Origin of the sequence: Amycolatopsis sp. Hca4 (assembly GCF_013364075.1) — a bacterium.
Taxonomy (GTDB): Bacteria; Actinomycetota; Actinomycetes; order Mycobacteriales; family Pseudonocardiaceae; genus Amycolatopsis.
In genome coordinates, this window is sequence record NZ_CP054925.1 from 8098302 (window position 1) to 8121555 (window position 23254).

Sequence of the window (23254 nt, forward strand, 5' to 3'; positions counted from 1 at the left end):
AAGTGCGTCACCGGGCCACCCGCTCGTCCGTGCCCGGCACCTTCGCCGTCGCGATGGCGATGCGGTTCCACGTGTTGATCGTGAAGATCAGCGCGAGCAGCTGAGCCAGCTCCTCCTCGCCGAACTCCTCGAGCGCCCCCGCGTAGACGTCGTCGGGGACGCCGGCCGAGACCCGGGTGACGGCTTCGGTCAGCGCCAGTGCCGCCCGCTCCTTCGCGCTGAAGAAGCGGCCTGCCTCGCGCCACACCGCGACCATGTGCAGCCGCTCCTCGCTCTCCCCGGCCTTGCGGGCGTCCGATGTGTGCATGTGCAGGCAGTACGCGCAGCGGTTGAGCTGCGACGCGCGGATCTGGACCAGCTCGACCAGCGCGGGGTCGAGCCCGGCGCGGGCGGCGGCGTCGAAGCCGATCAGGGCCTTGAAGGCCTTCGGGGCGGTCTTGGCGAAGTTGAGGCGGGAATGCGTCATGACCAGAAATCTAGGACCATTTTGACCCGCGTGTAGGGTGCAATTCCGTGGCGGAAGACTGGGTCAATTCGGGTGTCGACCTGCACCTCGAGCTGACGAAACCCGGCGGCAAGCGGGCCGCGCTCATCACCGCGCTGCGGGACGCCGTCCGGGGTGGACGGCTCGCGCCGGGCACCCGGCTGCCGCCCTACCGGTCGCTGGCCGCCGACCTGGGGCTGGCTCGCAACACCGTCGCCGACGCCTACGCCGAGCTGGTCGCCGAGGGCTGGCTCACCGCCGTCCAGGGCTCCGGCACCCGGGTCGCGGAGCGCGCCGAGCCGCTGCGCCCGGTCCGGACCCCGAAAAAGGCGCCGGGTCCGGCCAAACCGGCGTACAACCTCCGGCAGGGACAGCCGGACGCGACCTCGTTCCCGCGCAGCGAATGGCTCGCCGCCGCGCGCCGGGCGCTGGCCGTGGCTCCGCACGACGCCTTCGGGCCCGGTGATCCGCGTGGCCGCCCGGAACTGCGGGACGCCCTCGCCCAGTACCTCGCGCGGGCGCGGGGCGTGCGGACGGCGCCGGAGCGGATCGTGGTGTGCTCCGGGGTCGCGCACGCCCTGCGGCTGCTGTTCCCGGCCGTGCTGCGCGGGCCTCTCGCCGTCGAGGCCTACGGCCTCGCCTTCCACCGCTCGATCTTCGCCGCCGCCGTCGTGCCGACGATCCCGCTGGACCTGGACGAACGCGGCGCGCGCGTCGAGGACCTCGACGTCCCGGCCGTGCTGCTGACCCCCGCCCACCAGTTCCCGACCGGCGGGCCGCTGCACCACGACCGCCGCACCGCGGTCGTCGGGCACGTCCGGGCGGCCGGCGGTGTCCTCCTCGAAGACGACTACGACGGCGAGTTCCGCTACGACCGCAAGCCGGTCGGCGCGGTGCAGGGCCTCGACCCCGAGCACGTCGTCTACCTCGGTTCGGTGAGCAAGAGCCTGTCGCCCGCGCTGCGCCTGGGCTGGCTGGTGCTGCCGGAGCACCTGGTCGAGCCGGTGCTCGCGGCGAAGGGCGAGCGCGAGGCGTGGGCGAGCGCCCTCGACCAGCTGACCCTGGCCGAGTTCCTGACCTCGGGCGCCTACGACCGGCACATCCGCCGGATGCGCCAGCGCTACCGCCGCCGGCGCGACCAGTTGGTGACGACGCTCGCCGAGCGGGCCCCGCACGTGACGCCGACCGGGATCGCCGCCGGCCTGCACGCGGTGCTCCGCCTCCCGCCGGGCACCGAAAGCACGGCGCTGAAGGCCGCGGCGTGGCAGGGACTGGCGCTGGACGGCCTGGCCGCCTTCCGCCACCCGGACAGCACGATGTCCACAATGGACGGCCTGGTGGTCGGGTACGCGACCCCGCCCGAGCACGCCTACCCGGCGGCGCTCGACGCCCTGTGCCGCGCGCTGCCGCCGGCGTGAGACCTAACCGACGATGTCGATGTCGAACGGCTCGGCCGCGCTGTAGTTGATGTCGGCCCACACCGCGCCCGGCAGCTCGTACCGCCGGTGGGACGTGAGCTTCGAGTTGTAGCCGCCCGTCTGGGTCGGGTTGTGGCCGATGCCCTGGTGATCGCTGCCCCAGGCGAAGATGTCGCCCACCCACATCGGCTTCGCAAAGCCGTCGCCGCCGAGCCGCGGGCGGATGATGACCGCCGCGCCGGTGCTGCCGGACAGGAACACCCGCACCGCGTTCTCCGCGGCGTTCGGCGGGGTGACGGTGATGCGCTCCATGATTTCCACTCCAGTCGGGCCGGTGGCGGTTCCGTCCACCCCGGCCAGTAATCGGCGACGGACGAAAGGTCGTAGCCGGGGGCCACGTTCCCGCGGTACTGCTTGGCGACCGCACCGGCGGGGATGGCCGGATCGCCGTTGTACTGGGCGATCCAGTAGTGCGGCTCCGCGACACCGGCGGAGGAGAACGCCGACCGCACCGACGGCCAGGTCGAGAGGTTGCAGTAGACCGTCGGGTCCGCGCCCGCCGCGCGCCGCATCCGGACCCAGCCCGGCGCCTCGGCCGGGCTGGCGTCGCCGGGTTCGACGTCGAGGACGTGCCCGTCGTTCGTCGCCGCCTTCTTGACGATGGTGACCTTGACCGCGTTCGGGAACCGCGCCCAGTCGGCGGGTGTCCAGGGCGGCAGCTTGATCCGGTCTATGTAGCCGGCGACCATCCGGGCGTCGCCGGGGATGTTCGCGGCCGTGACCGCGTCGTACATCGTGCGCACTGGCTCGGCCTCCGTTCGGTTGCCGTATCACCGCCAGGAGACGGCGAAATCGCTTCCACGATCCGCCATCGTGCAATTACCCGCGTGGGGTGTTCGTCAAGCACGAAACGCGAGGCGGCACGGAGAATCACCAAAACGGCCGCAGTGCGCCATTCCTTCACCGGCCGCTCACGCACCCGTGGTGACGTTCCGCTTCCGGTACTGGCTTCCCGGTCACCCGGCTGGCAAGCTGCCAGCACCTCACGAGGGAAGGACGTGCATGGCGGCACACCCGGCGCGGGCCCGGCGGATCGACGCGCGGGTCGTCGTCCTGAGCGCGCTGCTGGTGGTCGCGCTGCTCGCCTGGGCCGGGTTCGACTACCTGAAGGACCGGCTGGCCGGTGGCGGCTGCGACACCACGACGCCGGTGCGCGTCACGGCCGCGCCGGACATCGCGCCGGTGCTGACCGGGCTCGCCCGGACCGTGCCGGAGCGGGACTGCTACTCCGTCGAGGTCACGGCCAGCCCGTCGACGGCCACCGCGACGGCCCTCGAGGCCAACGGTGCGAACGGCCCGGACGTCTGGGTGCCGGAGTCGAGCACCTGGCTGCTGCAGGCCCGCGACGGCGGCGCGTGGAACCTCCCCGAGTCCGGCCAGCCGGTGGCGAGCTCGCCGGTCGTGCTGGCGCTCACCGAAGACGTCGCGAAGCGGGCCGGCTGGCCGGGGAAGTCGCCGTCCTGGGCGGACGTCCTCGCGCAGAGCCCGGTCGGGCTGCCCGACCCGGGCCGGGACCCGGCCGCCATCGGCGCGCTGATCGGCCTGCAGCAGCTGACGAAGGACGCGCCCGACCCGGCCGCGGCGTTCACCGAGGAGATCCGCAAGCTCTCGGCGGTGAAGCAGCCGTACCCCGCGTGGCCGGCGTCGGAGCAGTCGGTGCTGGCCCGCAAGCTCGTCGCCGCCTATCCGGCGGCCGGCGTCCCCAGCTTCGACTACCCGTACGTCGTGCTGCCGCGGGCTTCGGAAGCCTCGCGCTCGGCGGCCGAACGGTTCCTGCGGCTGCTGCTCGACCAGACCGCCACCAAGGCGTTCGCGGACGGCGGGTTCCGGACGCCGTCCGGGCAGCTGCTCGGCGACCGGCCGCGCGACACCCGCACGAACGCCGCGCCCCGCCCGGCCGGGCCGCCGGCGCCCGAGGCGATGTACGGCGTGCTCCAGGCCTGGGCCGGGGCCAACCTCAGCGCCCGCGTCCAGGTGCTGCTCGACGTGTCCGGGTCGATGGCCGCCACCGTGCCCGGCACCGGCCGCAGCCGGATGGCGCTGACGCTCGAAGCCGCGACGCAGGGGCTCGGCCTGTTCAAGCCGACCACCGAGATCGGCCTCTGGCTGTTCTCGACCAAGCTCGACGGCGACAAGGACTACAAGGAACTGCTGCCGATGCGGTCGATCGCCGAGCAGCTGGCCGCGGGCGGGGTGGCGACGCTGCAGGCGGTCAAGCCGAAACCCGGCGGCGCGACCGGGCTGTACGACTCGATCCTCGCCGCGTACCAGAACGCCCGGCAGAGCTGGCAGCTCGGCCGGATCAACGTCGTCGTGGTGCTCACCGACGGCCGCAACGAGGACAGCGACTCGATCGGGCTGCCCGGGCTGCTCGCCGAGCTGGGCCGGCTGCAGGACCCGCGGAAACCGCTGCCGGTGATCGGCATCGGCATCGGGCCGGACATCGATTCGAGCGAGCTGAAGCAGATCTCGGCCGCGACCTCCGGCGAGTCCTTCACCACGCCGGACCCGCGCAAGATCTCCGACGTGTTCTACCAGGCACTGAGCAAGCTCATGTGCCAGCCGCCCGCCTGCAAGAAGTGAGGACGCCCGTGTTGGTGCAGATCGAAAAGCCCGCGCCACGGGTGAGCCGAAGACCGTCCGCGCTGGTCTTCGCCGCGTTCGTGGCCGGGCTGGTCCCGCTCGCGCTGCACACGTGGGCGGCCCTGCACGGCAGCCTCGCCCAGGACGACTTCGTGGTCACGCACCAGGCGGCCGCGGCCGGGCCGTTCGACCTCGGCTTCCTGTTCCAGGACTACCACGGGCACCTGCAGCCCGGCGGGTTCTTCCTCGCCGCCGTGCTGACCTGGTGGGCGCCGCTGAACTTCGGCCTGCTCATGGCGCCGCTGCTGCTCATGCGGGCCGTCGCGACGGTGCTGTTCTGGTGCCTGCTGGTGCGCTGCTTCGGCCGCCGGTGGGCGATCCTGGTGCCGTTCACCGTGTTCACCGCGTCGACGTTGCTGCTGGTCCCGACGCTGTGGTGGTCCTACGGGATCCAGCTGGTCCCGGTCGTGCTGGCCACCGCCGGCGCCCTGCACGCGCACGTCCGCTTCCTGCAGGACGGCGGGCGCTGGTGGCTCGGCGCGTTCGCCTGGACGCTGTTCGGCCTGGCGTTCTACGAGAAGGCCGCGGTGATCCCGGTGCTGCTGGCCGGGGTGACCGTCCTGCTCGGACGGTCGCTGCGCGAGCACGCGCGCTACTGGGCGGTGCACGCGGTGCTGCTGGCCGGGTTCGTGACGGTCTTCTTCGTGGTGACGTCGAGCCAGGTCGGGGCGGGTGCGCAGCCGATGTCGGCGGGCACGGTCGCCGACCTGACCGGCCGGATGCTCGGGGATACCCTCCTGCCGGGACTGGCCGGCGGCCCGTGGTCCGGTCCCGGCGCGGGCGCGACCTGGGCACCGTCGCCGTTCGTGGTGGTCGTCGCGCTGCTGGCGGCCGCGGTGGCCGTGGTGGTCGCCGGGGTGCGGGCGGGCGGACGGCGGGCGTGGGGTGCCTGGGCGCTGCTCGGCGCGGTGTTCGCGGTGGACGTCGGCCTGCTCGCGCTGACCCGGCTGCGCGAGGTCGGCCCGGGTGCGGGTGACGACCCCCGGTACGTCGCCGACCTGGCGCTGGTGGCGGCGTTGTGCGGGGCGTTCGCTTTCCTGTCGCCGGGTGCGCCATCCGGTGGCAGGCGGGAGCGGCCGATCGCCGTGGTCCTGTGCGTGCTGCTGCTCGTCAGTTCGGCGGTGGGTTTCGCCCGGCTCGCCCCGGCGCTGCGGTTCGAGCATTCCGCGCAGTACCTGGGGAACGTGCGCGCGGCGGTGGCCGAGGACCCGGAACTGGTCTTCTACGACACGTTCGTGCCGTCCGACGTGGTGCACGAGTGGTTCGGGGCGGACTCGCGCGCGTCCCGGGTGGCCGGCCTGCTGCCCGGCACGCACTTCGACCAGCCGACGAACCGCATGCACCAGCTCGACGCGACGGGCACCCCGCGGCTGATCACCGGCGTGGAGCCGGTTTCCCGCGGCCTGCCCGGCCCGGTCCCGAACTGCGGCACCACGATCGGCGAGACGCTGGTGCGGATCCCGCTGGACACCCCGGTACTGGGCAGGCACCTGCTCAAGCTCGACTACTACACATCGGACGGTGGCGAAGGGCTGGTCGAGCGGACCCCGGTGTGGTTCCAGCCGGGGCTGCACTCGCTGTACCTGCCGGTGGACGGCCTGTTCGACCACATCGGCGTGCAGCTGTCGAGCCCGGGCGCGCCGGTGTGCGTTGCCAAGGTCGAGATCGGGAAGCCGGTGACTCAGTAGGGGTCGTACGGGCTGTCGTGGCCGAGCAGGCGGGCCACCGGCCGCAACCGCAGGCGCAGCAGCACCTTGATCACCACGTTGCGCAGGAACCACGGCAGCTGCGCCAGCACACGCAGCCGGCCAGCGCGGGGGACAGCCAGATCATGAAGTACCAGTGGAGCTACGGCGCCGCGTACGAGTACGAGTGCTACGCGGACGGTCAGTGGTACGTGCAGACCGGCGGCTTCATGCGGTGACCACGGGCCTGCCGCGCGATCGCTGCCTCCCGAGGCGGCGATCGCGCGGCAAGGCCTCAGTAGGGGTCGTACGGGCTGTCGTGGCCGAACAGGCGGGCCACCGGCCGCAACCGCAGGCGCAGCAGCACCTTGATCACCACGTTGCGCAGGAACCACGGCAGCTGCGCCAGCACGCGCAGCCGGTCTCCGGCCGACGGTGGGGCCAGCCGGAAGCGGGCCAGCGACGTCGCCCGGTCCACGTAGGTGTAGCGGTGTCCGAAGAGGACCTTCGCGATCGTGCCGAGCGTGACGCCGATCGAGGAAAAGCAGTCGTGGACCAGGATTTCCGCGCCCGGTGGCAGGTGGGCCGACCAGCGCAGGTCGTCGGTGTAGGTCCAGTAGTCGTGCTTGCCGTCGATGTAAAGCAGCTGTATGGGCCGGTCCCAGTCAGGGCGCAATTCCGTGCTGTAACCGGCGACGAGCTCGACGATGTCGTCCAGCCCGGCCCGGCGGATGTTGCGCTCGAACAGCTGCCGCGTCGGGGATCCGCCGAACAGCCGGCCGTCCACGAAGGGGTCCACCGCGATCACCGTGGCCCCCACCGTGCGGGCGGCCGCGCCGAGGACGATCGTGGATCGGCCCTGGTGGCTGCCGATTTCCAGGACGACGTCGCCCTTCTCCAAGCGGCACGCGGCGTTCCACAGCGCTTCGCCCTGCGCGCGCGTCATCCAGCCCTTGACCGGTTCGGCCAGAGCCCAGGCGTCTTCGAACGAGATGGCGCACCTGCCTGAATGTCCGGGACTGTGCCTTCCACAAAAACTGTCGGCACATCGTAGCCAGGTTTCCGCCTAGTATCTACCGGATGGTAACCGCCACCCGCGAACGGTCCCGGGACGACGCCCCGCCCTCGAGCGGCGCCCGGAAGTTCTCGGTGGGCGCGTTCTTCCGGTGGCCCAGTACCTGGATCGTGCTGGCGCTGACCACGTTGTCATTCCTGCAGATGCCGGGGAAGACGACCTTCGACACCAAACTGGACCTCGCCGTCGACCCGATCGCCTTCCTGGGGCGCGCCCTGCACCTGTGGAACCCGGAGGCGACCGCGGGGGAGCTGCAGAACCAGGCGTACGGCTACCTGTTCCCGATGGGCCCGTTCTTCGCGCTGTGCCAGGCCGTGGGCGTGCCCGCGTGGATCGCGCAACGGCTGTGGGGCGCGATCCTGCTGTCGGCCGCGTTCGGCGGGGCCCTGCTGCTCGCCCGGGCGATGAAGATCGGCACCGAGCGCACCCGGCTGATCGGTGCGCTGGGCTACGCGCTCGCGCCGCGCATGCTGACCGAGATCGGCGGCCTGTCCGCGGAAATGCTGCCCGCGGTGCTGCTGCCGTGGGTGCTGGTGCCGCTGGTGCGGGCCGGCGCGATCGGCTCGCCGCGGCGGGCCGCCGGGCTGTCCGCGCTGGCCGTGCTCGGCATGGGCGGGGTCAACGGCGCGATGGTCGTGATGGCGCTGGTCCTGCCCGGGCTGTGGCTGCTGACCCGCCGGTGGACGCGGGCGCACGTCGAACTCGTGCTGTGGTGGTTCGTCTTCGTCGTCGGCGCCACCCTGTGGTGGATCCTGCCGCTGCTGCTGCTCGGCGAATACAGCCTGCCGTTCCTGGACTACATCGAGTCCGCGACGAACACGACCGCGCCGATGTCGCTGTTCGAAGTGCTGCGCGGCACCAACCAGTGGGTCGCCTACGTCGTGCAGGGCACGCCGTGGTGGCCGGGCGGCTGGTCGCTGATCGACAACCCGGTGCTGATGCTCGCCACCGGGCTCGTCGCCGGCGTCGGCCTGTTCGGGCTCACCCGCCGCGGCCTGCCGGACCGGCGGTTCCTCGTGCTCGGCGTGGTCACCGGGCTGACCCTGCTGACCATCGGTTACGTCGGCACGCTCGACAGCCCGCTGGCCGAGCAGGTCCGGCACCTGCTCGACGGGCCGCTCGCCCCGCTGCGCAACGTCCACAAGTTCGAGCCGGTGCTGCGGCTGCCGCTGATGCTGGCGTTCGTGCACGGCATCTCGAGCCCGGTTCGGTCTCCGCGGCGCTTCCTGCGGCCCGCGCTCGGCCTGCTGCTGGTGCTGGTGGTGGCCGCGCCGGCGTGGCTGCTGAACCTGCGCTCCGGCCCGGGGTGGGACGCGGTGCCCGGCTACTGGTACGACGCGATGGGCTACGTCGCCAAGGCCGACCCGAACGCGCGGACGCTGCTGCTGCCGGCCACCGGGTTCGGCGAATACCAGTGGGGCCGCACGGTCGACGAGCCCGCGCAGGCGATCGCGCGGAGCCCGTGGGCGGTCCGCAACCAGGTGCCGCTGGGGTCCGAAGGCAACACGCGGCTGATGGACTCGGTGGACGCGGCACTGGCCGACGGCCGCGGCGACCCGGGGCTGGCCCCCTTGCTCGCGCGGTCCGGGTACCGGTTCCTGCTGCTGCGCAACGACATCGACCGCGAACGCACCGCCGCCCCGCCGATCGCGACCCTGCGTGCCGGGCTGGCCGGGTCGCCGGGCATCGCCAAAGCGGCTGAGTTCGGGCCCCTCGAAGTCTGGGAGGTGCGGCAGCCGGTGCCCCTGGCCACCGCCACGTCCACAAAGGACGTCCCAACGGTGAGCGGCGGCCCGGAGAACCTGCTGCCGCTGATCGACTCGGGCCAGCTCGACCCGGCGACGCCGACCGTGCTCACCGGCGACGGCGGCTCGCCCAGCGGCCCGAGGCTGGTGACCGACGGCCTGCGCCGCGCCGAGCGGAACGTCGGCGGCGTCCGCGACAACCTCAGCCAGACCCTCACCGCCGGAGAGGCTTACCGCCAGCAGCGTGCGGCGGGTGACCTGCTGCCGTTCCCAGGCCAGGAGCACCAGACCGTCGCCGCCTACCGGGGGATCCGCTCGGTGACGGCGTCGACGGCGGCGTCGTTCGCCGACGCCTTCGGTGGCTCCGATCCTTCGTACCAGCCCTTCGCCGCGATCGACGGCGACCCGCGCACGGCGTGGCACTCGTCGTCGTTCACCGGGCCGATCGGCCAGTGGCTCGAGGTGGAGCTGGACACCCCGCGGCTGGTGAACTCCGTCCAGCTGGAGATGGTGGACGACCTGCGGGTGGGCTGGCCCGCCACCCGGATCCGGATCACCACCGACAACGGCTCGGTCGACCAGCAGGTGATCCGCGGCGCCGGGCCGCACGAGTACCCCGTCGCCGCCGGCGTGACCCGGACGGTGCGGGTCACGCTGCTGTCGCTGGTGGTCGGGCGGCAGGACGGCAACGTCGGCATCGCCGAGCTGAAGATCCCCGGCACCGAGCCGCAGCGAGCCCTGGAAGTGCCGGCGGACCTGCCGACCGGGGCGGCGCCCGGGTTCGCGTTCACGCGGGGCGCGCAGCCGCGGTACGCGTGCCTGCCCCTCGCCGGTGCCGTCCGGTGCGACGCCGCGACCGCCCGCGACGGCGAGGAGCCCGACGGGATCCGGCGGTTGTTCAGCACGCCGGCCGAGCAGACGTACCTGGTCGGCGGCTCGGTGCTGCCGGCCGGTGGCGGGCGCAACCCGGTGTCGCTGCCCGGGGTCACCGTGGCGTCGACGTCCCAGCTGGGCGGCGATCCGGCGGCGGCCGGGTTCGCGGCCGTGGACGGCGATCCGGGGACGACGTGGCGCCCCGACGTCACCGACCTGCGGCCGGCACTGACCCTCGGGTGGGCGTCGCCGAAGCGGATTTCGGGGCTGCGCATCGAGGTTTCCCCGGCCAGCGGGGCACGGGCGCCGCGGCAGGTGCAGCTCGTCGGCCGGTCGGCGACGCGGACGGTGGAGCTCGACGCGAGCGGCTCCGCGTCTTTCGAGCCGCTGGACACCGACCAGCTGCAGGTCGTGCTGCCGGGCGACGACGATCCCGCGGCGCGCGCGGTGGTGGGCATCGGCAGCCTGACGCTGTCCGGCAGCGACGGCCTGCTCCCGGCGCCGGATCCGGCGTTCACCGTGCCGTGCGGGTCCGGGCCGAACGTCCACCTGGACGGGCTCGACTACCGGACGTCCGTGCAGGGAAAGCTGTCCGACATCACCGCGCACCGGCCGCTGGCACTGGGCATGTGCCGCGACTCGGAGGGCGGCATCGTGCTGCCGGCAGGCGGGCACGAGCTGCGGACGGACCGGTCGGAGTCGTTCGTGGTCCAGGACCTGTGGCTGCGCCCGACGGGGACGACGTCGCCGCCGGTGCGCCGCGCGGTCCAGGTGGGTGACTGGGGCGCGGCGTCGCGGTCGGTGACGGTGGGGCCGGGCGAGGAGGCGGTGCTGGCGGTCCCGGAGAACGCGAACGCCGGCTGGACGGCCACTTTGGACGGACAGCAGCTGACCCGCACCCGGGTCGACGGCTGGCAGCAGGCGTGGGTCGTCCCGGCCGGCGCGGGCGGGGTGGTGGCACTGACGTTCACCCCGGACGCGCACTACCGCCTGAGCCTGCTGATCGGCGCGGCGGCCGTGCTGGCGCTGCTGGTCGGCGTGGCCTGGCCGGCCCGGCGGCGCCGGTTCACGATCTCCCCGGGCGGCGCCTGGACACCGGTGGTGCTGGTCGGGTTGCTGGTGGCGCTGGGCGGGATGCTGCCGGTGGTGCTGCTGATCGCGTGCCTGCTGGCCCGCCAGTTCTCCGAGCGCGCACCGAGGTTCCTGGCGTTCGGCGGCATGGCCGTGGCGGCGGTGGTCTCGGTGACGGGCCGCATCCTCGGCCACGGCCAGGACTGGGCGTACGGCCCGATCACCCAGGGAGCACTCCTCCTGGCCGCGGCGGCCATGGTGGCAACATGCGTGGACTGGTTCACCCGCAAGGAAAACCCCACCCAACCCAGCCCCTAACCCCCGTGATCCGAGCCGGATCCCGCGTGATCCCAGCCGGAACCCACGTGATCAGGCCCGTAACTCGCGTGATTGGAGCCGTGACTCGCGAGATCCGGCTTCAATCACGCGAGTCACGGCTCGGATCACGCGAGAGCCGGGCCTGATCACGCGAGTCACGGGGCTGCGCACGGGTGTTCGGAGGCCGGGAAATGTCGGTGGGTGGGGGTAGCGTGGAAAACGGGGGCTGCTCAGGCCGGTTTGCGGGGGCGGAACTCGAGGAACGCGCCGGCCGCGGCCAACGCGCCGGCCGTGCCCACCGCCGCGGTGACCACCTGGGCGGGTGAACCGTGCAGCCACGTCGTGATCAACGCGGCCTCCAGAGCGACCGCCGCCCACATCAACACCGTCACGCGGCGGTCGCCGTCGGCCAGGCGGGCGTAGAGCAGGATCTGGACCAGCGCCAGCATCGAGCCCGCCAGCGCGAACGGCCACACCGGCATCGTGCTGCCCGCGTACCGCGCGCCGCCGATCAGAGCCGGCAGCGACGGCCCCATGACCAGCGAGACCAGCAGGACCACCGCGTCCAGGCAAGCGCACACCGCCAGCGCCACCGGGAGCGTCCGGCGGCGGTCGTCGGACACCGCGAACCGGGGCAGGACCAGCACCCCGACCGCCTGCGGCAGCCAGTACGCGATCTTCGTGACGATCGCCCCCAGCGCGTACTCGCCCGCCTCCGCGGCCGGCAGCGTGTGCCGGGCCAGCACCAGGTCCAGGTTGACCAGCAGCACCAGCGCCAGCATCGCCTGCGCCGTGTGGAAGACCTCGCCGCCGTGGCGGTCGGCCCAGCGGGGACGCGGGCGGCCGCACAGCTGCCAACCCGCCACCACCACCGCCAGCGAACCGATCGCCGCGCCGGCCAGCGCGCCCGTCGGTGACCCCGAAAGCACCAGCCCCACCAGCGAACCGCCGACCTTGCCCGCCCCTTCCAGCGCGATCAGGCCGGACAGCACGGCGAACCGGTGACTCCCTTGCAGCAGGCCGTGGAACACGCCCAGCAGCGTCAACGGCCCGAGCGCGGCCGTCACCAGCAGCGCCGGCGCGAGCGAACCCAGGTGCAGCAGGAGGACCAGCAGCGGGCTCAGCGTCAACGCCGTCGTCGCGACGATCGCGCTCGTCACCAGTCCGAGCGCGAACAACGAGCCCTGGGACAGCGACGGCGAGCGCGCCACCCGCAGCGCCACCACCGTCTGCAGCCCCATCGCCGGGACGACGCCGATCACCAGCACCGCCAGCAGCGAGCTGAGCTCCCCGAACGCGCCGGGCGCGAGGATCCGCGCGGCCGCCAGGCTCAGCACGTAACTGGCCGCGTTGTTGCCCGCGAGCGCGAGCGAGACGAGGATCGCCGCGACCCGGTTGCCCGTCCGGGCCGGGACTTCGGTGTCTACGCTCAACGGCGGGCTCCCGTTACCGGTGGGTAGTGACCAGGGACCATAACCGCGCACGCAACGGAAAGGAAGGGCCGTGAACGCACCGGGCAGGCGGCTGGCTCTTCCCCTGCTGGCCGCCGCGCTGGCGTTCGTCGTCTGCGGGCCGCTGCTCGGCCGCGGGTTCGTGCTGAGCTACGACATGGTGTTCGCGCCTCGGCAGTACTTCGTGCCGGACGCCTTCGGGGCCGGCGCCACGCTGCCGCGCTCGGTCCCCGCCGACGCCGCCGTCGCGCTCGCCACCACCGTGCTGCCCGGCGACCTCGTCCAGAAGGCCGTGCTGCTCCTGGCCGTTTTCGGGGCGGCGCTCGGCGCGGGACGGCTCGTCCCCACCGAGCACCTCGGCACCCGGCTCGTCGCGGCCACGGCCTACGCCTGGACGCCCTACTTCGCCGAGCGGCTCTTCATCGGGCACTGGCCGCTGCTGCTGACGTACGCGGCGCTGCCGTGGATCGTCCGAGCCGGACTCGCAGTCCGGGCGCAGGAAGCGCAGGGGCTGCCGAGGCTGGTGCTCGCCTGCGCGCCGGCCGTGCTGACGCCGCCGGGTGGCGTCCTCGCGGCCGCCGCCATGGTCGTGGCCGCCGGTTCGCGGCGGCTCTGGCAGACCGTCCCGCTCGCCGTCGTGCTCAACCTGCCGTGGCTGGTCCCGACGTTCCTCAACGCCGGCGGCACGTTCTCCGACCCGGCCGGCGTCACGGCGTTCAGCGCCCGCGCCGAAAGCTGGGGCCCCGCGCTGCTGAGCGTGCTCGGCCTCGGCGGCATCTGGAACGCCGAAACCGTGCCCGGCAGCCGCGCGGTGCCGCTGGTTCCCGTGCTGACGCTCATCGTCGTCGCCATCGCGATCGCGGGGCTCCGGCCGCTCGCGCAGCGGTGGGGGAAGGCACCGGTCCGGTCGCTGACGGCGCTGGGTGTCCTGGGTGTGCTGCTGGCTTCGCTGGCGACGTTGCCGGGTGGCGGCACACTGCTCGCCGCGGCAACGCGGTACCTGCCCGGCGCCGGACTCCTGCGTGACGCGCAGAAGTGGGTGGCGTGGTGGGCCCTGCCGCTCGCGCTGGGCTTCGCGCTGGCGGTCGAAGCCGCCGCGGCGAAGCTGAAAAGCGGCCGCGTCGCGCTCGTGACCGCGGCCGTCGTCTTCCCGCTGCTGACCATGCCGGACCTGGCGTGGGGCGGCTGGGGACGGCTCGCCACCGCGCAGTACCCGGCCGATTGGGCGGCAGTGTCCGAAAAGCTCGGTGACCGGCCCGGCGACGTGCTCACGGTGCCGCTCTCGGCGTTCCGCGGGTTCGCCTGGAACGACGGACGCACGCAGCTCGACCCGGCGCCGCGCGTGCTGCCGCAACCCGTGCTGATGGACGACACCCTGCAGGTCGGCGCCGAGCGCGTCGCCGGCGAAGACCCGAGGATCGGCGACGTCCGGGCCGCGGCCTCGGCGCGGGAGCTCACCGACGCGGGTGTCGGCTGGATCCTCGTCGAGCACGGGACACCCGGTTACGTCGACCCGCGGTGGCTCTCCGGCGCGACACCGGTGTGGTCGGGTGAATGGCTGACGCTGTACCGGACCCCGGGTGTGCCGGCGGTGAAAGCGGTCTCGTGGACGCCGGTCTTGCTGGCGAACGGAGTAGCGCTGGCGTTGCTGTGCGTCGCACTGTTGTGCCGCATGTTACCGATGCGTACATTGGGCCGCGGCAGGATTTCCCCTGCGCGGAAGGAGTGACACGTGGGCACGCTCATCGGCGCGATCGTCGCCGTCATCATCGGCGGCGGAGCGGCGACAGCGGGGGGCTTCGCGCTCATCACCTCGGCCGACCCGGACACCGCCGCGCCGGTGCAGGAGAAGCTCAACGCGCAGGTGAAGTACAACCCCGCCGACCACCCGCTCAAGCTCTACGGGGACCGCTGACGCGCGTGACCCGGCTCGCCTCCGACCACGCCCACCGCGTCGTCGGGCTCTACGGCGACCCCACCGTTTCCTGGAGCATCCTCCTCGAAGCGGAACTCGGCGCGGCCGCACCGGAACCGGAGAAGCTCCGGGCGCGGCTGGCGGCCGCGTGCGCGCAGTACCCGCATCTCGGCGTGGTCCCGGAAATCGAGCGGAGCACCGACCTGCCCGCGGTCCGCGACCGCTTCGCCTCGGCGCCCTACGAACGCGGCGCACCCCTGGTCCGCGTCGCCGCCGGTGAACGCACACTCCTCGTCGCCGCGCACCACGGCGCGCTCGACGGCCTCGGCCTGCTGGCGCTGCTCGGCGTCCTCCTCGACGTCCCGGTTTCCTCGGGGGCGCGCGGGATCGGGCCGCGGACCGGCGGCAAACCCTTTGCCGTTTCGGCCCTCCAGCGGCTCGCCGAGGCGCTTTTCGCGCCACCGGGCCGGATTGCGCCCGAGCACGGGCGCGAAGCGGCCGGAGACGTCTTCGCGGCCGGACACGAGCCGCGCCTGCGTCTGGGGGCCGCCGGGTTCGTCGCGGCGGCGGTCGCCGCCACCGGACGCTGGAACCGCGCGCACGGCGCCCGCACGGCCCGCGTGGTGGCGGCGCTGGGCGCGTCACGCCGGTCCGGTGCCGCACCGGAACCGGTGCACGACAGCGCGTTCTTCCGCCTGCGGCTGGGCCGCGGCGCGGACGTCGCGGCGGTGCTGGCGGCCCAGCCACCGGAGCCGGACTTCCCGGCGCGCAGCAGCCGCCTGGCCCGGCTGGGCACCCGGCTGCTGGCGAGCCGGCTCGGGTCGACGTTCCTGGTGTCGAACCTCGGCGTGGTGTCCACCGGGGACACGGTCCGGTCGTTGGCGTTCTACCCGGCGGCGAGCGGCCGTTCAGGCGTGGCGTTCGGCGCGGCGACGACCGGGGAGACCACTACGGTCACGGTGCGGGCTCGCGGCAAGGACTTCGACCAGGCGGCTGCTGCCCAGATCCTGGGCGTGTACCGGGATGCGGTGCGGGATCAGGGTGCGCGGGCGGGGGACCGGCTGCCCGGAGACGTCCCGCACCAGTGACGCGAACCGGCCGACGCTCGCGTCCCAGCTGTACCGCCCGGCCCGCTCCGCGCCCGCCATACCCATCTCCGCGCGTCGCAGGCCGTCGGCCAGCAGGCGGTCGACCTGGGTGGTGAAGTCGTCGAAGTCGTCGGCCAGCAGGCCCGTCCGTCCCTCCACAATGGACTCCGTGACGCCGCCCGCGGCCCGGTAGGCGACCGAAGGCACGCCGTGCGCCGCGGCCTCCATGATCACGATGCCCCAGCCCTCCTTGACCGATGGGCACAGGTGCAGCCACGAGCGGGCCAGGATCTCGTGCTTGGCCTGCTCGTCCACCCAGCCGTGCAGGACGACCCGGTCGGCGACCCCGCGCGAAGCCGCGTGGGCGCGCAGCACCTCGTCCCACGGCCCCTGGCCGACCACCTCCAGCCGCAGGGACGGCCAGCGCCGCGCGAGCCGGGCGACCACGTCGATGGCGTGCTCGATGCGCTTGTGCGGCACCAGCCTGCTCACCGCGACCAGCGTGGGCTCGCTGTCCCGTTCGGACGTGTACGGCGGGGGTGCGTCGAGGCCGTTCGGGACCACCGTGACGCGCTCGCGCCCGATGCCCAGCCCGGCCAGCTCCGCCCGGGTGACCTCGGAAACCGTGACGTAGGAGCACGTGCGGAACAGCCACGGCGCCAGCCGCGACTCGATCCACCAGCCGACCCGGCCCAGCGTCTCGCCGAGCGCGCTGATCCACTGTTCCTTGTGGACGTGGTGCACGAGCACCAGCACCGGGCAGCCGGCGACCAGCCGGGCGAAGAACGGCATCCCGTTCTGCACGTCGACGACGAGGTCGGCGCGGGCCCGGCGGATCGCGCGCAGGGCGTGCGCGTAGACGCCGAACTTGTTGCCGCGCCGCCGGTAGCGGACGCCGTCGCGCCACTCGCCTGCCGCCGCGCCCGGGTACGCGGCGCACTGGATCTCGACCCGGTACCCCGCTCTGGCCAGGCCTTCGGCCATCCGCTCGACGTACCGCTCCGAGCCGCCGCCTTCGGGGTGGCCGGTGTCGCGCCAGTTGAGGAGGAGCACACGAGGACGTTGCATCGGGTTTTTCCAAACTGTGGCGACGGTGCTAGGTTACTGGTGCGTACACCCTAGATGAACGTATTCCGGAAAGCGACGGTTCAATGGTAGGTAATCCGGTTCTCGTCGCGACGGCACAGCCGCACCGCGCCACGCTCCGCCGTTCGGTGACCCTGTTCCGGACATTCCTGACCGAACAGACGGACCCGGACGGCTTCTATTCCGCGCTCGCCGCCGACTCCGTCCGGCAATTGGCGTCCCACGCTCCGCTGCCGGGGCGCACGGTGCTCGACGTCGGCGGCGGACCGGGCTATTTCTCCGACGCCTTCCGCGCGGCCGGCGCGGTCTACCTCGGCCTCGACCCGGACGTCGGCGAGCTGTCCGCCCGTGGTGAGCCGGGGGAGAACATGATCCGCGCCAGCGGCACGGAACTGCCCGTGCGCAGCGGGTCCGTGGACATCTGCTACTCGTCGAACGTGCTGGAGCACGTCTCCGAGCCGTGGGTCATGCTCGCCGAGATGTGCCGGGTGACCAAGCCCGGCGGCACGGTCTTCGCGTCGTTCACGCCGTGGTATTCACCGTGGGGCGGCCACGAGACCGCGCCGTGGCATTTCCTCGGCGGTTACTACGCCAGGAGCCGTTATGCCCGGAAATTCGGGAAGCAGCCGAAGAACAAATTCGGGGAAAGCCTCTTCCCGGTTTCGGTCGGCGCCGCGCTCCGCTGGGCGAAGACGACGCCGCTCGCCGACCTGGTGGCCGGGTACCCGCGGTACCACCCGAGCTGGGCGATGGGGATCGTGCGGATTCCCGGCCTCCGTGAAATCGCATCCTGGAATCTCGTCCTGGTGCTGAAGAAGCGCTAGCGGTCCGCGCCGACCGGCACCCGCTGCCGCCGCGGCGGGGCCGGCGGGGCGGCCGGGCGACGGCGGACCAGCAGGTAGATCCCGGCGACGATGGCCACGCCGCCGCCGATGCCGAGCCAGAGCGGGCCGGTGCTCGTCAGGAACTCCAGCTTGCCCTTGTTCTCGTCGATCTGATCGACCATCTGCGCGATCGTCTTGGCGTTGTAGGACAGCGTCCCGTCGAACACGACGGTCGGGCTGCCGGTGGCGCGGCGCAGTTCCTGGTGCTGCTGTTGCTGCTGCTTCACCTCGACCCCGGTGACCGGCTCCACCCACATCGTGTTGACCCCGCGGTAGTACAGGTCCGCGTCCACACTCGACTCGGTGGCGCCGACGAGCGAGCCGGGCACCGACTTCGTCTCGAGCTTGGTGTCGGGGATGTTCTGGACGAACTTGTAGGTCTCGATCCCGTTCACCGTCTCGGTGCCGGTGTACCGGGCGGTGACGGCCTTGCCGGTGTTGTCGTCGTAGACCGGGTAGTCCTTCTGCTCGGTGCCGAAGGGGAACTTGAAGTTCAGGCCGGGCTGCGGCTTGTAGTCGTTCTTCTCGGGCGGCTTCTGGCCGTCCTTGTCCGCCTTGGCCTGCAGCTCGGTGACGTAGCTGCTTTCCTTGGTGCACTTCGGGTCGTTGGCGCCACGCGGGTCGTACCCCTCGGAGGTGCGCCGGTCGAAGCAGACCTGCCGCTTGCTCGCGCTGAGCACGGTGCCGTCAGCGTCGTCCTTGACCTGCACCGCGAGCAGCCAGACCGCGTAGTCGGTGCCCTCGTGCATTTCGGGCCGGGAGAAGTTCGCCTGGACGCGGGCTGTGGCGGTCAGCTTCGCGTTTTCGCGGATCTCGGTGACCGGGCCGGCACCCTTGTCGGTCACGGCGAGGACCCGGCTCGCGGTGCCTTCCAGCACCGACGTCGAATCCTGGTCCAGCGGCACCTTGGCGAGCTTCGGGTAGACGTAGGTCGGCAGCAGCACCGCCCCGGCGACCGCGAAGACCCCCAGCGCCAGCAAGATCAGGCCCAAAGCTCGTCGCAACGGTCCTCCTGGGTCGTACTCCGTACACGCAAATTACCCGGCGGTAATCAGGTGCACGGATAGTGGCCTGCGCCACGTCGCGCGTCAAAGTGTGACCGGCGGTCACAGCCCGGCGGTGCCACCGGAAGGTCGCATGGGCACCGCCGTTCGGACCAAGCGGCCAAACATGTTTGTTCCCGGGCACAACGGGCACGGGCCCACCATCGGACGATCCCCCAGCCGCCGCGCCGGACCGTGAAGGAGAACGTCCCTTTTGCTCCAGGACCCATCGATGGTCGCCATCGCGGCGACCGCGCGCTGGCGGGCCCGGATCGTGGCGGCCGCCGCGAGCGCGGGAATCACCCTGACCGACGACCTGGCGGGCGTACCGGGTATCCGCCTGCTGAGCTGCGCCCCGGGCGACCTGGCGGCGATCGTCCCCCGCCTGACCCGCGACGCGGAGCCGGCCCGCCCGGCGATCGGCGCCCATTCGGACTCGATCGCCGACCGCGAGCTGCGGGACGCCGTCGCGGACGTGGCGGCCTTGCTTTCGTTGCACGGCAACGTGGTGCTGGACCTCGACGCGGGCGGCCGCCGGTCCCGCCCGGCCCGCCCGGACGTGGTGGTTTCGGCCGGTGTGGACCGTCCGCAGTGGACGGAACCGGCGGTGAGGCTCCCGGTGGGGACGGGACGGCGTGGTGTCCCGCTCACGGTGGCGCTGACGGCGGGGCCGTCCTTCGAGGGCACGCTCCTGGAACTGGCGCGTCTGGTGGAGGCCGACGCGGCCTAGAGATCCTCCTCGACGAACTCCAGCAGGTCACCTGGCTGGCACCCGAGCACCCGGCACATCGCCTCCAGCGTGCTGAACCGGACCGCCTTCGCGCGGCCGTTCTTCAGCACCGCCACGTTCGCCGGCGTCAGGCCGACCTTCTCGGCGAACTCCCCGACGCTCATCTTGCGCTTGGCCAGCTCGACGTCGATGCGCACGACGATCGGCATCAGATGACCGCTTCCAGGTCGGTGCGCAGTGTGGTCGCCTGGCGCAGCAGGGCGCGCATGACCACCATCAGCAGGCCGAGCACCGTGATCGCCACCGTGACCAGGAACAACAGCATCGGCATCCCCGGGTCGTCCGCGTTGAGCCCCACGAAGACCAGCATGCCGACGAGCACCAGCCACGCCGCCGCCACCGCCCAGACGATCGCGTCGACCCACTTCAGCGACGCCGTCGTGAAGATCCGGTCCTTCTTGACCAGCGTCAGCAGCTTCCACGTCGCGACGACCACCACCTCGACGCACAGCACGAGGAACACCGCGATCGCGGTCAGCGGCCAGCGCAGCGGAGCGTCGTGGGGGTTCTGCTGCGTGTGGTAGGCGATCCCGCCCGGGAGCGACAGCGTCTGGAACACGACCAGGACGCCGAAGAGCACCACGAGGAAGAACCTGAGCGCGGCAACGGCCCACTTCTCGGTAACCATGCGCCGACTATCGCGTGGTTCCTATCGAAAGTCAATCGGTAGTAATCGGGAAACGATCAATCCGGCTCCGGATCGAGACGCACCGACTCGAGGGCGACGTACAGCTCGCCGACGTCCACCGGGTTGGTCAGGTCGCGCTTGGTCAGCTCCTGCACGCGCCGCAGCCGGTAGCGGACCGTGTTGGGGTGCACGAACAACCGGTCCGCCGCGTCCTTCGCCGAGCCGCCGCCGGCGAACCAGGCCAGCAGGGTGTCGAGCAGGACCTTGCGCTCCGCTCCCGGCAGGGCGAGCACGCCGGCCAGCGCCGACCGGCAGACGTCGCGGGCCATCCCGGGCGCCGCCGCGACCAGCGTCGTCACCGGCGAGTCGCCGAACACCACCACACCCGGCGTCGCCGCCGGGAGGGAACGGCGGGCGATCCGGGCCCGGTGGAGGGCGTCCGGTACGTCGGGGAAACCGGAGAACGGCCTGCTCAGCCCGGCCGCGACCGGCAGCGACCCCAGTGTTTCGCGCAGCCGGCGGACGTCCTCGATCCGGTCGATCGCGACCAGGCCCGCCTCGCCGCCGGGGCGCCACGCCGACCGCCAGCGCCGCGCCCGCAGCAGCGCCTCGACGGAGTCGTGCTCGTCCGGCTCGACACGCTCGGTGACCACGGCGACGAACATGCCCGCGGTCGGCAGGCCCAGCTCGCGTGCCGCGGCCTCCATCTCCGCCTGGCCGGTCAGCCGGCCGCGCAGCAGGTCGTCCAGCAGCCGCGCGTTCGCGTGCGACGGCTCGGCCGCGACCTGCTCGTACGCCGTGGTCAGCGCGTCGGAGTAGAGGTCGATCGCCTTCCAGACGTAGGAGTTGATCTCGATCGTCCGGGTCGGGTTCAGGAACTCCGGGCCGGCCAGCTCCAGCAGGCCTTCGTAGACGAAGGTGCCGCCGATCCGGAACGCGCGCAGCACGGCGGGCAGCGGGATGCCCTGGCGGGCCTGGGCCAGTCCGGTCTTGCGGGCGGCGTCGAGGGCCAGTCCGCGGCCTTCGGCCAGTGCCGTCAGCGCGCGTTCGAGGTTGGCCCGGCAGACTTGCCGAAGCTCGCCCGGGGCGACGTCCTCGACCTGCCGGTAGAACTCGTCCTGTTCACCCAGCAGCCGGGCCAGGCGATCGGCGAACTCGGGGAGCCGGGCCAGCATCTCGCGCACCAGCTCACGGTGCTCGCGAGGGACCGGCCTGGCGAGAGCTTCGATGCCCATCCCTCACTTTAGCTCGGGTCCGCCGCACGGGACACGCACGAACTTGAGCAAAATTCATGTCCGTCGGGTGATCGAGGTGGTGAGGACTTGACGGGGTTCAGGCCGGCTTGCGCGCGGTGAGGTAGACGTGCGGCTCCGGGCCGGCGTCCGGGTGGTCGGGCACGAACTCGGCCGCGTCCTCGCGGACGACCTCCAGGCCCGCCGCGGCCAGCAGCTCCTTGAGCGCCCCGGCGGCGAAGCTGTACGCGCGGACCGGGTGGCCCATGAAGACGATGTCGACGCCGTCGACGTCGGCGGGCACGGTCGCGAAGACCAGCAGGCCGCCGGGCTTGAGCCAGTCCGCGACGCGGCCGAGCACGGCCTCCTGCTCGGCCCGGGGCAGCTGCAGCATCGAGAAGAAGGCCGTGACCGCGTCCCAGGTCGCGTCCGGGTAGGACAGTTCGCGCATGTCCCCGAGCTCGAACCGGGCGGCGGGCACCTGCTCCCGGGCGATCGCGACCATCTTCGGCGCGACGTCGTAGCCGGTGACGTCGTGACCGGCGGCGGCCAGCAGTTCCGCGGTGGGCCGCCCGGTGCCCGCGCCGAGGTCGAGCACCTTCGCCCCGGGTGACAGGGCGGCGAGCAGGTCGGTGACGGCGGCGCGGTGCGCGGTCGCGGCGCGGAAGGCGTGCTCGTACGCCGTGCCGAGCGCGTCGAAGACCTCGGCGGCGGTTTCGGGGCGGGTCATGCCCGCAGACCTTGCCAGACCTAGGATCACGCCGTGACCGGTTTGCGGGGTGTGTTCGCCGGATTGGGCAAGAGCAGGGCGTTCGCGGTGCTCGGGCGGGCGCTCGTGCCCGCCGACCGGGTGCTGCTGCGGATCAGCGGCGGCCGGGTCGGCGTCGGTGCGGCGGTCGGGCTGCGGACGTTGCTGCTGACGACGATCGGGCGCCGCAGCGGCGAGCCGCGGCAGGTCCCGCTGCTGTACGTCGAGCGGGGCGGCGGGTACGTCGTCATCGGCTCGAACTGGGGCGGCGAAGCGCACCCGGCCTGGTCGGCGAACCTGCTGGCCCAGCCGAAGGCGACGGTCTCGGTGCACGGGCGCACGATCGACGTCGCCGGGCGGCTCCTGACCGGCGACGAGCGTCAGGAGATGTGGGACGCGGTGGCGGCGTACTGGCCCGCGTACGACCGGTACGCCGTGCGGGCCGCGCACCGGGACATCCGCGTCTTCCTGCTGGAGCCGGTCAGCCGATGAGGTCGGTGTGCCGGATCCGGTACACCTGCAGCCGCAGGTTGTAGTACTTGTCGGTTTCGCCGACCCACTGCATGCCGAGCCGCTTGGCGACCGCGATCGCCCGCGTGTTGTTCGGCCGCGCCACGGCGAACAGCTCTTCGGTGTCCTGGGTGAAGGCCCACTCGATCAGCGCGGTCGCCGCTTCGGACGCGTAGCCCTTGCCCCAGACGCCGGGGGTGAGCTGCCAGCTCAGCTCCAGGTCCTCTTCGAACGGTGGCAGCAGCCGGATGCCGAGGCCGCCGATCACCGCACCGTCCTCTTTGCGCTCGATCGCCCAGCGGCCGCGCGGCGGCGGCAGGTTCGGCTGCGCCTCCTGCCAGGCGTGCAGCACCGCGCGCATCGCACCGATGTCGCCGACGCGGTCCATGGCCGGGGTCAGCCAGTGCGTGACGTCTTCCGCGCCGTAGATCGCGAACGCGGCTTCGGCGTCGGCAGGCGTCCAGTCCCGGATCACGAGGCGGTCGGTGCTCAACGGGGTCTCCATAC

Annotated in this window: 20 protein-coding genes; 9 read left to right on the forward strand and 11 right to left on the reverse strand. The window is 72.6% G+C overall.

The features are described 5' to 3' along the window. Window positions 1–7: 7 nt before the first annotated feature. Window positions 8–466, reverse strand: coding sequence for a carboxymuconolactone decarboxylase family protein (locus HUT10_RS36835; protein WP_176175402.1), 459 nt, complete (start codon window positions 464–466; stop codon window positions 8–10). 47 nt (window positions 467–513) lie between these two features. On the opposite strand from HUT10_RS36835, the gene HUT10_RS36840 reads away from it, so the two are divergent. Next, entirely contained in the window at window positions 514–1902 is a 1389-nt protein-coding gene (locus HUT10_RS36840; RefSeq protein ID WP_176175403.1) for a PLP-dependent aminotransferase family protein, read from the forward strand. Window positions 1903–1905: 3 nt separating this feature from the next. On the opposite strand, the gene HUT10_RS51385 is transcribed toward HUT10_RS36840, so the two are convergent. Then, window positions 1906–2214, reverse strand: a complete 309-nt coding sequence (locus tag HUT10_RS51385; protein WP_254897190.1) for a hypothetical protein — start codon at window positions 2212–2214, stop codon at window positions 1906–1908. 750 nt (window positions 2215–2964) lie between these two features. Between HUT10_RS51385 and HUT10_RS36850 the strand changes: the two genes are divergently transcribed. After that, on the forward strand, window positions 2965–4545 hold the full coding sequence (locus HUT10_RS36850) for a substrate-binding and VWA domain-containing protein (protein ID WP_176175404.1): 1581 nt from the start codon (window positions 2965–2967) through the stop codon (window positions 4543–4545). An 11-nt stretch (window positions 4546–4556) separates the two neighbouring features. Next, window positions 4557–6293 carry a hypothetical protein gene (locus HUT10_RS36855; RefSeq protein WP_176175405.1) on the forward strand — a complete coding sequence of 579 codons (1737 nt, stop codon included), beginning with the start codon at window positions 4557–4559 and terminating at the stop codon, window positions 6291–6293. A gap of 292 nt (window positions 6294–6585) precedes the next feature. On the opposite strand, the gene HUT10_RS36865 is transcribed toward HUT10_RS36855, so the two are convergent. Beyond that, entirely contained in the window at window positions 6586–7236 is a 651-nt protein-coding gene (locus HUT10_RS36865; protein WP_254897191.1) for a class I SAM-dependent methyltransferase, read from the reverse strand. 134 nt (window positions 7237–7370) lie between these two features. On the opposite strand from HUT10_RS36865, the gene HUT10_RS36870 reads away from it, so the two are divergent. Continuing rightward, window positions 7371–11372 (forward strand): alpha-(1->3)-arabinofuranosyltransferase, encoded by a 4002-nt coding sequence (locus HUT10_RS36870; RefSeq protein WP_176175406.1) that lies wholly within the window; start codon window positions 7371–7373, stop codon window positions 11370–11372. A gap of 230 nt (window positions 11373–11602) precedes the next feature. On the opposite strand, the gene HUT10_RS36875 is transcribed toward HUT10_RS36870, so the two are convergent. After that, window positions 11603–12805: a lipopolysaccharide biosynthesis protein gene (locus HUT10_RS36875; RefSeq protein WP_176175407.1), complete on the reverse strand. Its 1203-nt coding sequence runs from the start codon at window positions 12803–12805 to the stop codon at window positions 11603–11605. A 70-nt stretch (window positions 12806–12875) separates the two neighbouring features. Between HUT10_RS36875 and HUT10_RS36880 the strand changes: the two genes are divergently transcribed. Then, the gene (locus HUT10_RS36880; protein ID WP_176175408.1) at window positions 12876–14552 is read left to right on the forward strand and encodes a hypothetical protein; all 1677 of its coding nucleotides are present in this window, start codon (window positions 12876–12878) and stop codon (window positions 14550–14552) included. 3 nt (window positions 14553–14555) lie between these two features. Continuing rightward, the gene (locus HUT10_RS36885; RefSeq protein WP_176175409.1) at window positions 14556–14738 is read left to right on the forward strand and encodes a hypothetical protein; all 183 of its coding nucleotides are present in this window, start codon (window positions 14556–14558) and stop codon (window positions 14736–14738) included. A 908-nt stretch (window positions 14739–15646) separates the two neighbouring features. Here the strand turns inward: HUT10_RS36885 and HUT10_RS36890 are convergent. Then, window positions 15647–16879 (reverse strand): glycosyltransferase family 4 protein, encoded by a 1233-nt coding sequence (locus HUT10_RS36890; protein ID WP_176178214.1) that lies wholly within the window; start codon window positions 16877–16879, stop codon window positions 15647–15649. A gap of 161 nt (window positions 16880–17040) precedes the next feature. Here HUT10_RS36890 and HUT10_RS36895 point away from each other — a divergent pair, with 161 nt between their 5' ends. Continuing rightward, entirely contained in the window at window positions 17041–17736 is a 696-nt protein-coding gene (locus HUT10_RS36895) for a bifunctional 2-polyprenyl-6-hydroxyphenol methylase/3-demethylubiquinol 3-O-methyltransferase UbiG (protein WP_176175410.1), read from the forward strand. Here HUT10_RS36895 and HUT10_RS36900 read toward each other — a convergent pair. Continuing rightward, a complete protein-coding gene (locus tag HUT10_RS36900; RefSeq protein ID WP_176175411.1) occupies window positions 17733–18800 on the reverse strand; it encodes a DUF3068 domain-containing protein in 1068 nt (355 codons plus the stop codon). The two genes, HUT10_RS36895 and HUT10_RS36900, sit on opposite strands and share 4 nt — an antisense overlap. A gap of 271 nt (window positions 18801–19071) precedes the next feature. Here HUT10_RS36900 and HUT10_RS36905 point away from each other — a divergent pair, with 271 nt between their 5' ends. Next, a complete protein-coding gene (locus HUT10_RS36905; RefSeq protein ID WP_176175412.1) occupies window positions 19072–19569 on the forward strand; it encodes a hypothetical protein in 498 nt (165 codons plus the stop codon). Here HUT10_RS36905 and HUT10_RS36910 read toward each other — a convergent pair. The 4 genes from HUT10_RS36910 to HUT10_RS36925 all read right to left on the reverse strand — a co-directional run bounded on the left by HUT10_RS36910 (window position 19566) and on the right by HUT10_RS36925 (window position 22219). Beyond that, window positions 19566–19778: a helix-turn-helix transcriptional regulator gene (locus tag HUT10_RS36910; RefSeq protein WP_176175413.1), complete on the reverse strand. Its 213-nt coding sequence runs from the start codon at window positions 19776–19778 to the stop codon at window positions 19566–19568. The two genes, HUT10_RS36905 and HUT10_RS36910, sit on opposite strands and share 4 nt — an antisense overlap. Continuing rightward, window positions 19778–20257, reverse strand: a complete 480-nt coding sequence (locus HUT10_RS36915) for a DUF2975 domain-containing protein (protein ID WP_176175414.1) — start codon at window positions 20255–20257, stop codon at window positions 19778–19780. Before HUT10_RS36915 ends, HUT10_RS36910 begins: the two co-directional genes overlap by 1 nt. A 56-nt stretch (window positions 20258–20313) precedes the next feature. After that, on the reverse strand, window positions 20314–21492 hold the full coding sequence (locus tag HUT10_RS36920) for a CdaR family transcriptional regulator (protein WP_176175415.1): 1179 nt from the start codon (window positions 21490–21492) through the stop codon (window positions 20314–20316). A 97-nt stretch (window positions 21493–21589) separates the two neighbouring features. Next, on the reverse strand, window positions 21590–22219 hold the full coding sequence (locus HUT10_RS36925; RefSeq protein WP_176175416.1) for a class I SAM-dependent methyltransferase: 630 nt from the start codon (window positions 22217–22219) through the stop codon (window positions 21590–21592). A gap of 42 nt (window positions 22220–22261) precedes the next feature. Here HUT10_RS36925 and HUT10_RS36930 point away from each other — a divergent pair, with 42 nt between their 5' ends. Next, complete coding sequence (locus HUT10_RS36930) at window positions 22262–22729, forward strand: nitroreductase family deazaflavin-dependent oxidoreductase (RefSeq protein WP_176178215.1); 468 nt, start codon at window positions 22262–22264, stop codon at window positions 22727–22729. Here the strand turns inward: HUT10_RS36930 and HUT10_RS36935 are convergent. Continuing rightward, entirely contained in the window at window positions 22719–23252 is a 534-nt protein-coding gene (locus tag HUT10_RS36935; protein WP_176175417.1) for a GNAT family N-acetyltransferase, read from the reverse strand. The genes HUT10_RS36930 and HUT10_RS36935 overlap by 11 nt on opposite strands. Window positions 23253–23254 lie beyond the last annotated feature (2 nt).

Coding starts and splice junctions, on each gene's coding strand:
- HUT10_RS36835 (WP_176175402.1), bottom strand. CDS start 466: ATGACGCATTCCCGCCTCAACTTCGCCAAGACCGCCCCGAAGGCCTTC.
- HUT10_RS51385 (WP_254897190.1), bottom strand. CDS start 2,214: ATGGAGCGCATCACCGTCACCCCGCCGAACGCCGCGGAGAACGCGGTG.
- HUT10_RS36850 (WP_176175404.1), top strand. CDS start 2,965: ATGGCGGCACACCCGGCGCGGGCCCGGCGGATCGACGCGCGGGTCGTC.
- HUT10_RS36865 (WP_254897191.1), bottom strand. CDS start 7,236: ATGACGCGCGCGCAGGGCGAAGCGCTGTGGAACGCCGCGTGCCGCTTG.
- HUT10_RS36870 (WP_176175406.1), top strand. CDS start 7,371: ATGGTAACCGCCACCCGCGAACGGTCCCGGGACGACGCCCCGCCCTCG.
- HUT10_RS36905 (WP_176175412.1), top strand. CDS start 19,072: ATGGTCGCCATCGCGGCGACCGCGCGCTGGCGGGCCCGGATCGTGGCG.
- HUT10_RS36910 (WP_176175413.1), bottom strand. CDS start 19,778: ATGCCGATCGTCGTGCGCATCGACGTCGAGCTGGCCAAGCGCAAGATG.
- HUT10_RS36915 (WP_176175414.1), bottom strand. CDS start 20,257: ATGGTTACCGAGAAGTGGGCCGTTGCCGCGCTCAGGTTCTTCCTCGTG.
- HUT10_RS36920 (WP_176175415.1), bottom strand. CDS start 21,492: ATGGGCATCGAAGCTCTCGCCAGGCCGGTCCCTCGCGAGCACCGTGAG.
- HUT10_RS36925 (WP_176175416.1), bottom strand. CDS start 22,219: ATGACCCGCCCCGAAACCGCCGCCGAGGTCTTCGACGCGCTCGGCACG.
- HUT10_RS36935 (WP_176175417.1), bottom strand. CDS start 23,252: ATGGAGACCCCGTTGAGCACCGACCGCCTCGTGATCCGGGACTGGACG.